12 protein-coding genes are annotated in these 11,479 nt (G+C 73.9%); 2 read left to right on the forward strand and 10 right to left on the reverse strand.

Annotation, left to right across the window (positions count from 1 at the left end):
* Window positions 1-25 precede the first annotated feature (25 nt).
* The 10 genes from KYT88_RS14450 to KYT88_RS14495 form a co-directional block, all read right to left on the reverse strand.
* Window positions 26-823, reverse strand: coding sequence for a membrane protein (locus KYT88_RS14450; RefSeq protein ID WP_043583942.1), 798 nt, complete (start codon window positions 821-823; stop codon window positions 26-28).
* 128 nt (window positions 824-951) lie between these two features.
* Window positions 952-1,980 (reverse strand): TerC family protein, encoded by a 1,029-nt coding sequence (locus KYT88_RS14455; RefSeq protein ID WP_043583941.1) that lies wholly within the window; start codon window positions 1,978-1,980, stop codon window positions 952-954.
* Window positions 1,981-2,132: 152 nt separating this feature from the next.
* Entirely contained in the window at window positions 2,133-3,071 is a 939-nt protein-coding gene (locus KYT88_RS14460; RefSeq protein WP_043583940.1) for a TolB family protein, read from the reverse strand.
* Window positions 3,068-4,120, reverse strand: a complete 1,053-nt coding sequence (locus KYT88_RS14465) for a sugar phosphate isomerase/epimerase family protein (RefSeq protein ID WP_043583939.1) — start codon at window positions 4,118-4,120, stop codon at window positions 3,068-3,070. Before KYT88_RS14465 ends, KYT88_RS14460 begins: the two co-directional genes overlap by 4 nt.
* A gap of 113 nt (window positions 4,121-4,233) precedes the next feature.
* A complete protein-coding gene (locus KYT88_RS14470) occupies window positions 4,234-5,016 on the reverse strand; it encodes an ABC transporter permease (RefSeq protein ID WP_043584219.1) in 783 nt (260 codons plus the stop codon).
* Window positions 5,013-5,969: an ABC transporter ATP-binding protein gene (locus tag KYT88_RS14475; RefSeq protein ID WP_043583937.1), complete on the reverse strand. Its 957-nt coding sequence runs from the start codon at window positions 5,967-5,969 to the stop codon at window positions 5,013-5,015. Before KYT88_RS14475 ends, KYT88_RS14470 begins: the two co-directional genes overlap by 4 nt.
* Window positions 5,962-6,930 (reverse strand): SagB/ThcOx family dehydrogenase, encoded by a 969-nt coding sequence (locus tag KYT88_RS14480; protein ID WP_043583935.1) that lies wholly within the window; start codon window positions 6,928-6,930, stop codon window positions 5,962-5,964. The genes KYT88_RS14475 and KYT88_RS14480 overlap by 8 nt, the downstream gene beginning before the upstream one ends.
* Window positions 6,931-6,988: 58 nt before the next feature.
* Window positions 6,989-8,251 (reverse strand): YcaO-like family protein, encoded by a 1,263-nt coding sequence (locus KYT88_RS14485; RefSeq protein WP_043584217.1) that lies wholly within the window; start codon window positions 8,249-8,251, stop codon window positions 6,989-6,991.
* Window positions 8,248-9,159, reverse strand: a complete 912-nt coding sequence (locus KYT88_RS14490; RefSeq protein WP_043583933.1) for a TOMM precursor leader peptide-binding protein — start codon at window positions 9,157-9,159, stop codon at window positions 8,248-8,250. Before KYT88_RS14490 ends, KYT88_RS14485 begins: the two co-directional genes overlap by 4 nt.
* A 10-nt stretch (window positions 9,160-9,169) precedes the next feature.
* A complete protein-coding gene (locus tag KYT88_RS14495; RefSeq protein WP_043583932.1) occupies window positions 9,170-9,400 on the reverse strand; it encodes a hypothetical protein in 231 nt (76 codons plus the stop codon).
* Between the two features lie 172 nt (window positions 9,401-9,572).
* On the opposite strand from KYT88_RS14495, the gene KYT88_RS14500 reads away from it, so the two are divergent.
* The gene (locus tag KYT88_RS14500; protein WP_043584215.1) at window positions 9,573-10,235 is read left to right on the forward strand and encodes a YqaJ viral recombinase family protein; all 663 of its coding nucleotides are present in this window, start codon (window positions 9,573-9,575) and stop codon (window positions 10,233-10,235) included.
* Between the two features lie 181 nt (window positions 10,236-10,416).
* Window positions 10,417-11,469 (forward strand): NADP-dependent oxidoreductase, encoded by a 1,053-nt coding sequence (locus tag KYT88_RS14505; RefSeq protein ID WP_081840896.1) that lies wholly within the window; start codon window positions 10,417-10,419, stop codon window positions 11,467-11,469.
* The last annotated feature ends 10 nt before the right edge of the window (window positions 11,470-11,479 follow it).

The following is an 11,479-nucleotide window of genomic DNA, read 5'->3' on the forward strand; positions in this document are numbered from 1 at the left end:
ATGGGCCGGCTTCCGCTGGAGCGGATCAGGACAGGATCAGCGCCCCGCTGCGCAGGCCCTCCGCGATGAGGGCGTACAGGACCAGTGCGATCAGGATCGCGCCGATGATCCATGAGCTCACGTCCACGTCGCCGAGCTCCGGGTCCACGCGGCGCTCGAGCCGCCGTGCGGCACGCGCCCCGTGGGCGCACCCGATGCAGATGACCACGAGCGTCCCGACCACGGCGATGCCCGTCCAGCGCGCGAGCGCCGCCGCCGGTCCGCCCACCAGCGCGACCACCCACACCGCCAGGAGGCCCAGGCCGAAGACGACCCCGAGGATCCACCCCACGGCCTTCAGCCCCTCCTCCGCCACCGCCACCGCCAGCTCCCGCGCCATGTCCTCGACGACGTGCGGACGGGGCCCCGGCAGCCGGTAGCGCGCGGCCTTCCGCTCGCGGCGCGTCATCCGGGCGGGGTCGGCGAAGTGCGCGCGGTGATCGGCGATCGCCGGAGCGAGCGCCGCGAGTTCCTCCGGCAGCGCGGTATCCGGCGGCAGCGCCAGGAAGGCCGGGATCTCGTGATCCCCGATCCCCGAGTGCGCGATCAACCGGGCCAGCCGGTCGCGCTCGACCTCCGTCGTCCAGCCGGGGACGCCGATGCCCCACCGACCGGCCTGATCGGGCGCGATGAGCTCGCGATACAGCTCCGCGAGCGCGAGCCGCGCGGCCCCGTCCGTGGGATCCGCGCGCACCCGCTCCTTGAGGAGGGCGATCGCGTCCGTCCGGCGGTCGTCGGCCCAGAGGAGGCGGGCACGGGTGAGGGCGTCGGGATCGTCGGGCACCGGGTGATGCTGCCAGGTCGGCGCACCCCGCGAGCGAGCAGTGCACGGGCAGCGCACGGGCAGCCCGCGGACGACGACGGGCCCGGCGCGTGGTGCGCCGGGCCCGGGTCGTGCGGAGGTGCGAGGAGCTAGTGCTTCTCGTCCGTCGCGCGCGTGACGGTCTCGCCGTCGACGCTCGCGCGGTCCTCCTTCTGCTTGTCGCCGCGGGTCTTCGCGAGGCTCGCGACGGTGGCGACCGTGATGGTCGCGCCGATGAAGAGGAGCGAGAACCAGATCGGGATCTCGGGCGCCCACAGCATCGGCTCGCCGCCGTTGATGAAGGGCAGCTCGTTGACGTGCATCGCGTGCAGGACGAGCTTCGCGCCGATGAACGCGAGGATCACCGCGAGGCCCTGCGACAGGTAGACGAGGCGCTCGAGCAGGCCGCCGATGAGGAAATAGAGCTGGCGGAGGCCCATCAGCGCGAAGGCGTTCGCGGTGAAGACGATGTACGCCTCGTTCGTGAGGCCGTAGATGGCGGGGATCGAGTCGAGCGCGAACACCAGGTCGACGAAGCCGATCGCGATGACGCAGAGCAGCAGCGGGGTGACGAAGCGCTTGCCGTCGATCTTGGTGGTGAAGCGGTCGCCGACGAACTCGTCGTGGACGGGGAGGATCCGGCGGGCGATGCGCACGAACATGTTGTCCGCCGCGTTGCCGCCGTGGTCGCCCTTCAGCTGCTGGTAAGCGAGCACGAACAGCAGCGCGCCGAAGATGTAGAAGACCCAGGAGAAGTTCTCGATGAGCGCGGCGCCGAGCGCGATGAAGCCGGCGCGCATGATCAGGGCGATCACGATGCCGATCATCAGCACCTTCTGCTGGTACTTCCGGGGCACGGCGAACCCGGTCATGATCAGCAGGAACACGAACAGGTTGTCGATCGACAGGGCCTTCTCGGTGAGGTAGCCGGCGAAGTACTCGCCGCCGTAGCCCCAGCCGCTCGTGAAGCCGATGCCGACGCCGAAGATCAGCGCGAGGCCGATGTAGAAGGCCGACCAGCGAGCGGACTCGCCGATGGTGGGCTCGTGCGGCTTGCGCACGTGGGTGAAGAACTCGTAGACGAAGAACGCGATGGTGACCGCGATCGTGATGAGCCAGGTGGTCGTGGTGATGTTCACGGGGGTCTCCGGTGATGAGGCCGACGGGAATCGGAACGGCTAGGTGGCGCGCGGACGCGTCAATGATCCCATGCGGGATCTCCTCACACTGGGGAATTGCCTGCGCCTACGCTCCGTGGATCGTGGGCGCCGCGGGCCTCCTGCCCGCCGCGTCAGGTCAGGCTCGGCGCCTCGAACGGGTACGCGACGTAGGCGAACCGGCGCGAGTCGGGCGCCCAGCTCGTGACGTTGATGGTGCCCTGGCCGCCGGGGAAGGCGGCGAGGTCGCGCGTGCGGTGGCTCTGCCGGTCGATGACGCGGAGGATCACGTCGTGGTCGGCCGGGTGGCCGAGCGTGCCGGGCGGGAAGCTGAGGTAGACGATGTGCTCGCCGTCGGGCGACGGGTGCGGGAACCAGTTGACGCGCTCGTCGGCGGTGAACTGGTGCGTGTCGGAGCCGTCGGTGCGCATCGTGAACAGCTGCGCGTGGCCCGGCAGGTCGGATCCGCGCTCCGAGTTGAAGTAGAGCCAGCCGCCGTCGGGCGAGAACTCGGCGCCGTCGTCCGGGAAGCCGTCGTCGGTGAGCTGCGTCGTGGGGCCGCCATCGACGGGCACGAGGTGGATGTTCGTGGTCCACTCGCCGCGCGCGTCGAGCTGGCCGCCGATCACGCTGAGCATCGAGCCGTCGGGCGAGACGCCGTGCAGGTAGTTCTTGAAGCCGAGCGCCGGATCCCGGTCCGCCGTGATCCGCCGGCCCTGCCCGCCCGCGCCGTCGTTCCAGAGCACGTCGTACAGGTGGCCGTCGCGGCCGGAGACGTACACGTGCGCGCCGTCGGGTGCCATGACGTGGTCGTTGTTGATGGGCGGGACGCCGCCCAGGTCCACCGCCTGGAAGTCGACCGCGGGCTCGGGCAGGTCGGGATCCGGCTCCTCCGGGTCGGGCGCCGGCAGCCGCCAGAGCCCGCCCTCCGCGTTGACGACGAGCCAGCGGCCGTCGGGCGTCCAGTTGGGAGCCTCGATGTGAAGCACGGCCGACTCGGCGACCATGCGCTCGACGCCCGTCTCCACGTCCATGACGAGGAGGCGGGCCAGCTGGCCGTCGCGCAGCGTCACGCGGTGGATCCGGTGGTGCCGTCGGCGGGGGCGTCGTCCCGGTTGTTCGCGAACGCCGAGTCGAAGAGGCTGTCGGGCGTCGGCCAGAGGAGGGAGCGCACCCGCGCGAGGGCGTCGGGGGCTCCGTGCAGGCGGTCCATCCCCGCATCCTCCCACTCGACCGAAACCGGACCGTCGTAGCCGATGCTCCGGAGGGCCCGGAAGGCGCGCTCGAAGGGCACGTCGCCGTGGCCGACCGAGACGAAGTCCCAACCGCGGCGCGGGTTGCCCCACGGGAGGTGGGAGCCGAGGCGGCCGCCGCGACCGTCCGTCGTCACGCGCGTGTCCTTGGCGTGCACGTGGTAGATCCGGTCGGCGAAGTCGAGGAGGAAGCCGACCGGGTCGATGCCCTGCCACATCATGTGGCTCGGATCCCAGTTGAGGCCGAAGCCGGGGCGGTGCCCTATCGCCTCGAGCGTGCGGCGGGTGGTCCAGTAGTCGTAGGCGATCTCGCTCGGGTGCACCTCGAGCGCGTACCGGACGCCCTCGTCGTCGAACACGTCGATGATCGGGTTCCAGCGGTCGGCGAAGTCCTGGTAGCCGGCGTCGATGACCGACTCGGGCACGGGCGGGAACATCGCGACGTACGGCCAGATGCGCGACCCGGTGAAGCCCGTCACGCGCGTGACCCCGAGCGCCGCCGCCGCCTTCGCGGTGAGCTTCAGCTCCTCGGCGGCGCGCTGGCGCACGCCCTCCGCCTGGCCGTCGCCCCAGACCTTGGAGCGGAGGATCGCCTGGTGCCGGAAGTCGATCGGGTCGTCGCACACGGCCTGGCCGGTGAGGTGCTGCGAGAGCGCGTGCACCTGGAGGCCGTGGCGCTCGAGGATCTCGAGCCGCCCGCGGAGGTAGGCCGGATCCTCGGCCGCGCGCCACACGTCCAGGTGCTCGGCGGAGCAGGCGATCTCGAGGGCGTCGAAGCCCCAGCCGCTCGCCAGCCGGGCGACCTCCTCCAGCGGCAGGTCGGCCCACTGGCCGGTGAAGAGCGCTACGGGGGTGGTGATCTGGGGCATGGTTCCCTCTCGTCGACGGTGACGGTGCGGTGCGTGCGGTGCGGTGGCGCGGCTCGGTGACGGCGCGCGGGATTCACGCTACACACCGGGCCGCGCCCGCTCACGGGGCTCCGTCAGCGAAAGTTCGCCGACTGCGTGCGCTGGTACCCGGCGAGCGTGATGCCGCCGAGGAGCACCGCCCACGCCGCGAGGAGGATCAGCGGGATCCCCATGGCCGCCGTGTCCTGGCGGGCCGCCGCGCTCGTCAATGTGCTCCACGCGCCGGTCGGCAGCAGCACCGTGAGCGACGCCCAGGGCGTGCCGCTCGTGTCGCCGCCCGTGAACAGGCCGCCCGCGAACGAGAGGGGCAGGTACACGAGGTTCGCGAGGCCGAGCGCGCCGCGAGCGGGGAACCAGTAGCCCATCGCGAGGCCGAGGAGCGCCATCGGCACGGCGCCCGCCAGCACGGCGAGCGCGACGGACCCGAGGGTCGCCGCGTCCACCCGGACGCCACCCGCGAGGATCCCGACCGCGACCACCGGGATCACGAACACGACGCCGAAGACGCACGCGACCGTGAGCTTGGCGGCGAGCCGGATCCACGCGGGCACCGGCGCCGTGAACAGCCACCGCTCCCACGGCGACTCCCGGGCTGACGCCACGCCCACGCCGAACTGGAAGGTGACAGTGCCGAGCACCGAGAACAGCACGTAGCCGAGGAGCACGCTGAGCCGGGCGCTCGGCGGCCCGCCCTGCGGCAGGCCGACGACCGCGTAGATGAGCACGGGGTAGGCGAGGAGCGGCAGCACGAAGGCGGGCATGCGCGCGTTCTGCGCGAGCTCGCTCACGACGTGGGCGCGGTAGATGGCGAGGCGGCGGCCGGCGGTGAGGCGGACCGGCATCGGCGCGGCGGTCATCGGGCGCACCCCGCGTGATCCTCGGCGCGCGACCGATCGGAGGGGATCGCGTCCGCACCGCCCGCCAGCACGCGCTCGACGATCTCGCCGAGCCCGGGCTCGACGACCGTGAGGCGGGGCTGCGGCACGGCGGCGAGCACGAGCCCGGCGACGACGTCGGAGCGGTCGGTGTCGATGACCCACCGGATCCGCTCGAGGCCGTGCGGCTCCTCCCCCGCCTCGGGCACCGCGCCGGACGATCGCAGGCGCCGCGCCTCGGCGACGGTCGCGTCGAAGCCGACCCGACGGACACCGGCCAGCCCGCGGAAGTCGGCGGCGGTCCAGTGGCCGACGACCCTCCCGTGGTCGAGGCAGACGACGGTGTCGGCGAGCGCCGCGACCTCCTCCATGTCGTGCGAGGCGAGGAGCACCGTGCGCCCGGAGTCGCGGACCGCGGCGATGGCGTCGCGCACGGCGGCTCGACCCGGGATGTCGAGGGCCGCCGACGGCTCGTCGAGCACCACGACGGGCGTGCCCGCACCGACCACGCACGCGAGCGCGACCCGCCGCCGCTCGCCGCCGCTGAGGCCGCCCGTCTGACGCGACGCGAGCCGGTCGAGGTCGAAGCGGTCGATGGCCGCGGCCGGCGTGAGCGCGGCGGCGTGCGGCACGAGGGCGAGCGCCAGCACCTCGCGGACGGTGAGGTACTCGGGGAAGGCGAGCGCCTGGGGCATGACCGCGACGAGCGCCGCCGTGGGGCCGCCGCGACGCACGTCGTGGCCGAGCACGCGCGCGCGGCCTGCATCCGGGCGCCGGGTGGCGGTGAGCACGTCGATGGCTGTGGTCTTGCCGGATCCGTTCGGCCCGAGCAGCGCGTGCACGAGCCCCGGCGCGAGGGAGAAGGACGCGGCGTCGAGCGCGCGCGTCCGGCCGAAGGCGCGGGTGATCCCCTCGAGCTCGATGGCGTCAGTCATGGGATGCCTCCTCCGCGGCGAAGCGGCGCGCACCCGGCTCCGCCCCGCCGAACGAGATCGCGTAGAGGGACGACTGCGTCACCCCGTCGAGCCCGAGCACCGCGTCGAGCTCGTGGTCGACGAAGCCGACCCAGCCCAGCACCGGCAGGCCCAGCGCGGTCGCGACCAGGAGCGCGTTCTGCCCGACGTGACCCGCTTCCAGCAGGGTGAGCCGGTAGCCCCGCAGCCCGTACTTGCAGCGCGAGCGCTCGAAGCTGCCCGTGATGACGACGGTGACCGCGGCCGTCTCGGGGATCGGCGCCATGAGCGACGGCGCCGCGCGGCGGAACCGCGCGAGCCGCCCGTCGCGGTCGAGCCCGGACACGTCGACGAGCGTCTCCTCCAGCGGGTCGAGCTGGTGGATCCCCCGCTCGAGCCCCACGACCGACCGCGCGACCACGTGCAGGTCGAGCGGATACAGCCCGCCACCCGAGGGCACGAACCGTCCGGGCGTCCCATCGCCACGCGGCCCGTAGGCGAGGCGCAGCACGGTGGCCAGCTCGGCCAGCTGGACCGGCCGCCCGAGCGTGCGCGGCTCGGCCGACCGGCGCGCCGCCAGCGTCGCGCCCAGCTCGTGCCGCAGCGGGAGGGCGCGCGGCAGGGGCACCGCCGGGAGCAGCCGCGGCGCGGAGGTGGCCCCACCCGGACCGGCATCCGCGACGCCCTGCGCCTCCTTCGCCATCTGGTGCGCGTACCGCACGTCGGTCCAGCCGGGGTGGGTGATCCTCGTGATCTTCGACGCCTCGTGGAAGTCCTCCGCGGCGTCGCCCGCCGGCCGGTCGACGGCGCCCCCGACGCTGAAGATCGGCCCCACGCTCCCGAGGGAGCGCGCGGACGCGGGGGTGGCGGGATCCGCCCCCGCGGACGGACCCGTCGGGGCCTCCGTCCGGTCGGGGGTGGCGTCGGTCTCGATGGTGCTCATGGGATCCTCCTGGTGCGACGGGCGCTGGGACGGCTGCGGGGACGGGCGGTGCCGCACGTCACGGGAACGGGTGCGGGACGTGGACGAGGTCGGCCGGCCCGTCGATCGCGGGCCCGTCGCGCCACCGCCGGTAGAGCCTCGGATGCCCGAGGAACCGCGCGGCATGCACCACGTCGAGCGCCACGAGGTCGGGGCTCAGCGCGCGCACCACGTGGAAGCCGGCCGCGCGCACCTCGGGTGCCGTGATGTCCGCGAGCAGCACCTCGATGCCCTCGCGGTCGAGCCCGGCGACGACCTCCGCCCAGCTGTCCGGACCCCCGACGGCCACGACCCGCTCGTCCGAGGCGTCGAGCGCGGCCGTGAGCGGGCGCGCGGACGGGCGGCAGTGCAGCCGGATGTGGTCCTCGAACTCGACCACGTCCGCCGCGTCGATGGTCGGCTCCGCCAGCAGCCGCAGGCACCAGTTGTGCGTGTGCAGCGCCTCGCGGACCGCGTTGAGGATCGCCCGGTCGAGCCGGAAGTCGGCCGCGCAGCCGACCGCGACGCCGATGCGGTCGCTGCGCATGACCGCGAGCAGCACCGGCACGTCGGCCGCCGCGTCCAGCACTCGCACCGTGAACGACGCCCCGAACCGGCCGCACAGCTCCTCCAGGCGCTCGAGCTCCCGGAGCGTCGCGTCGGTCAGCCGGGAGCTGCCGCGCCAGTCGAAGGCCGGGGGCGTGGATCCGCGGAGCCACATGCGCTGGAACGCATCGCGCTCGATGAGCTCCAGCACGGCACGGCCCGCGGCGAACCCGAAGTGCGGCCCCGCCGCGACGCCGGACGAGGTGGCCGGCTCCACGTGCGGCTCGCGGTGCCCGTCCGCGCGGTGCGGGTCGTCGAACACCACCATCTGCGCGGGCACGTGCACCGCGTCGCCCCGGTGCAGGGAGCGCGCCGGCATCCAGGTGAGGAGGTCGCCCGGCCGGGCGCGCTCGTAGTGGAAGGCCGGATCCTCGCGCTGCGTCGGGTGGAAGCGCTGGAAGGCGTCCGGCCCCACCTGCCGGGCGTCGGCGCCGAGGGGCGCGCGGAAGCCGCCGGGTGCGCCCGCGAGCGACATGCGCTCGACCGCCTCGCCGATGCACGACCTGCGCGCCTCCATCCGGGATCCGCCCGGCCCCATGCTGAAGCGCTCGGACTCCGTGCCGGTGAGGAACCCGGTGTCCGCGGAGCGGCCCGAGTACAGCGCGTCCGGGATGGCGTCGGGCGTGAAGGCCATGGGATTCGCGTGCTCCACGAGCCCCGTGTACGGGCTGACGACGCCCGCCCCGCCGCGGCTCATGCCCGCCACGGCGAGGCGATGCCGGCGTAGGGGCGGGGGCCGCACGTGCCGCACCGCGCGACCCGGAACACGGCGTGCGCCTCCGCCTCCATGACCTTGGGCTCGATGACGAGCACGGTGCTGGCCACGAGCCAGTCGTGGGCGTGGATCCACCGGGCGGCGTAGCGCGCGGCGAACCCGGCCGTGATGGCCTCGAGGCTCGGGTCGCGCGGCACGACGGCGACCGCGTCGGCCGCCGCGGCGTGATCCGCGGCGAACGGCGTGGTCGACGCCCAGCGCAGCGCGACGCACTCCAGGCACGGCCCCTCGCCGGGCACGACGACCGGCCCGACGAGCTGGAACCGGCCATCGAACGGATGCACGGGGAGCCACGGGCGCCCCGCGGCGTGCATGCGCGCCCCGACCTCGCGGAGGACCGGCCGCGAGCCGACCGCGATGACCAGGTCGGCGTCGTGCTCGTCGCCGAGCTCGGCCGAGGGGAGGGCCTCCGCGAGGCCCGTGAGCAGCGACGGGATCATGTCGCCCACGAGCGCGACCCGCGCGGGCGATGCGGCGTCGCGCACGGGACCGAGCCCGGTGCGGTCGCCGCCGTTGCGCCGCGCCTCGTCGAGGACGTGCGCGAGCTCGTCGGGGACGGATCCCGCGGAGTCGGTCGGCGACCCGACCACGACATCGCGCAGCACGAGCTCGTCGACCAGGTGCGCCACGGCGGGGGCGTGCGCGGCGAAGGCCCGGTCGAGGTCCGCGCGGGTGAAGGGACGGGAGAGGAGGCGCGACACCGCGGAGACGGCATCGCCCGAGGGCAGCTGCAGGGAGACCAGCTCGCGACCGCCGAGGAGGTGGAGGGTGTCCTCCACCTCCCCGACGGCGTAGCGGGGACTCACCGAGTACGTGGTCGACGAATCCATGCGGGGGCGATCAGCGCTGCTGCTGCCGGCCGTTGCCGCTCGACGAGCACGTCGTGCTGCAGCACAGGGTGACGTCGCCCATCACGATCTCCTCCTCCGCGCCGCGGTGCGTGATGGTGAAGCCGAAGGCCTCCGCCAGCAGCGCGTCCGACGCCGCGTCGCCTGCGGCCGCCGGGGCGACCTCGGGCACGGTGGTGGGCAGCAGCTGAGCCGGGGCCGCCGTTTCCATGAGCAGTGACATTGCCGTTCCTTCCTCTGGGTGGGTGGGACGACGCCTTTCTAGCACGATCCTCCGTGCCCTGGGCAGATGCGCATCACCTGTTGACAACGCATCCGCGAGGCGGCACGATCCGCCCGCGTCGAGGCGGCCCGGGTCGGATCCGACGCGTACCCTGGAGCCCGTGACGGACGAGATGCTGGCCTTCCCCTGGGAGGACGACCTCGCCCCCGCAGCGCCCGCGCCGCCTCCTCCCCCGCCGCACCTGACGCGCATCGTCGCCCACTCGTCGGATCGCGTCGCCTGGCTCCGCGCCCGCAGCTTCGGCATCACCGCGACCGACGTCGCGCGCCTCGCGACCGACGCGTCGCTGCAGGCCGTCGCGCTCGAGAAGCTCTACGGATCCGGCTTCGGCGGCAACCGCTACACCGACCACGGCCGGGAGCGCGAGCCCGAGATCGCCCGCTGGGTCGAGGCCGAGCACGGCATCGTCCCGAGCGCGCACCTGTTCCACGCGGAGGGCCAGCGCCGTCACCTGGCGACCCCCGACGGCGTGGGGCTGCGGGCCGACGGCCGGCTCGAGCTCGCCGAGATCAAGACGACCGCGAAGCCGTGGCGCAGCGTCCCGCGCAACTACCTGCGGCAGATCTGGTGGCAGCAGTACGTCCTCGGCGCCGAGCGCTCGCTCATCGTCTGGGAGCAGCACGTGGACTTCGTGCCCGTGCACGACATCCCGAAGTGGAAGTGGATCGACCGCGACGAGGCCGAGATCGCCGCGCTGGTGGCGCGCGCGAACGACCTCATCGCGCTCATCGTGCGGATGGCGAACGCGCCGGCCGGAGCACGCGGCCTGGCCTGACCCGCGCCGCCTCGTCGCACGGGCGCCGCGCGCGGTCCGCCGCCATCGACGAGTGCCCTCGCGCATTCTTCTCGCCCGGGGAACACCGCGGAAACACGCCCGACTCACTCGGCGGCTTCACTGGACGAGCGGGGGCAGGTGGGATCCACCATGTCGCCGCGTTCCGAGGAGGGGTCGCACGATGAGCCAGGTCGTCCAGTCGAGAGCCGGCGTCGCCGCCGCCGCCGAGCGGGATCGAGCGGCTGCCGCCGTCGCCCTGGCGCCCCACGGGGAGACGATGCGCGCGGTCGTCGTCACGGAGACCGGAGGGCCGGACGTGCTGCACCTCGCCGACGTCCCGGTGCCGCACCGCCTCGACTCGGAGGTGCTCGTGAAGGTCGTCGCCGCGGGCGTGAACCCCATCGACCTCCGGCTCCGCGCCGGCGAGCCGGGCGGCCCGACCCTCGGCGTCCTGCCCGCGGTGCTCGGCCGCGACTTCAGCGGCGTCGTCGTCGAGTCGCCCTACGAGGACCACGCGCTGCATCCGGGCGACGAGGTGTTCGGCCTCGCGATGGTGCCGCGGATGCCCGGCAGCTACGCCCCCTACATCGCCGTCCCGAGCGTGAGCCTCGCCAGGAAGCCCGCGCGCCTCTCGCACGTGGAGGCCGCGGCGACGCCCGTGAGCGCCCTCACCGCCTGGGGCATGGTCGTCGACATCGGCAGGGCGCACGAGGGCCAGGTCGTCCTGATCCACGCGGGAGCGGGCGGCGTCGGCCACTTCGCCGTGCAGTTCGCGCGCCACTTCGGCGCCCGGGTCGTCGCGACGGGCTCGCCCCGCAACGTCGACTGGCTGGCGGAGCTCGGCGCCGACGAGGTCATCGACCGCTCGCAGGTGCGATTCGAGGACGTGCTCGCCGACGTGGACGTGGTGATCGACCTGGTCGGCAACTGCACGGACGACACCGGCACCCGCTCGCTCCAGGTCCTCCGTCGTGGCGGCCTCCTCGTCAGCGCTCCCGTGCGCGGCTGGCCGACCCTCGTGCAGGACGCGGCCGCGGTCGGCGTGCGCGCCACCCACTACGAGGTCGCGCCCGACGGGCAGAAGCTCGCCGTGATCTCCCGGCTGCTGGAGTCCGGCGACATCAAGGTCTACGTCGACGAGGTCTTCGACCTGGAGGACGCCGCCGAGGCGCACCGCCACATGGAGAGCGGGCACGCCCGCGGCAAGGTCGTCCTCAACGTGGCGCGGGGCTGACCCTCGCCCG

Origin of the sequence: Clavibacter sp. A6099, from assembly GCF_021919125.1 — a bacterium.
GTDB classification, from domain to species: Bacteria; Actinomycetota; Actinomycetes; order Actinomycetales; family Microbacteriaceae; genus Clavibacter; species Clavibacter seminis.

Coding starts and splice junctions, on each gene's coding strand:
- KYT88_RS14465 (WP_043583939.1), bottom strand. CDS start 4,120: ATGCCCCAGATCACCACCCCCGTAGCGCTCTTCACCGGCCAGTGGGCC.
- KYT88_RS14495 (WP_043583932.1), bottom strand. CDS start 9,400: ATGTCACTGCTCATGGAAACGGCGGCCCCGGCTCAGCTGCTGCCCACC.
- KYT88_RS14470 (WP_043584219.1), bottom strand. CDS start 5,016: ATGACCGCCGCGCCGATGCCGGTCCGCCTCACCGCCGGCCGCCGCCTC.
- KYT88_RS14480 (WP_043583935.1), bottom strand. CDS start 6,930: ATGAGCACCATCGAGACCGACGCCACCCCCGACCGGACGGAGGCCCCG.
- KYT88_RS14505 (WP_081840896.1), top strand. CDS start 10,417: ATGAGCCAGGTCGTCCAGTCGAGAGCCGGCGTCGCCGCCGCCGCCGAG.
- KYT88_RS14485 (WP_043584217.1), bottom strand. CDS start 8,251: ATGAGCCGCGGCGGGGCGGGCGTCGTCAGCCCGTACACGGGGCTCGTG.
- KYT88_RS14475 (WP_043583937.1), bottom strand. CDS start 5,969: ATGACTGACGCCATCGAGCTCGAGGGGATCACCCGCGCCTTCGGCCGG.
- KYT88_RS14490 (WP_043583933.1), bottom strand. CDS start 9,159: ATGGATTCGTCGACCACGTACTCGGTGAGTCCCCGCTACGCCGTCGGG.
- KYT88_RS14500 (WP_043584215.1), top strand. CDS start 9,573: ATGCTGGCCTTCCCCTGGGAGGACGACCTCGCCCCCGCAGCGCCCGCG.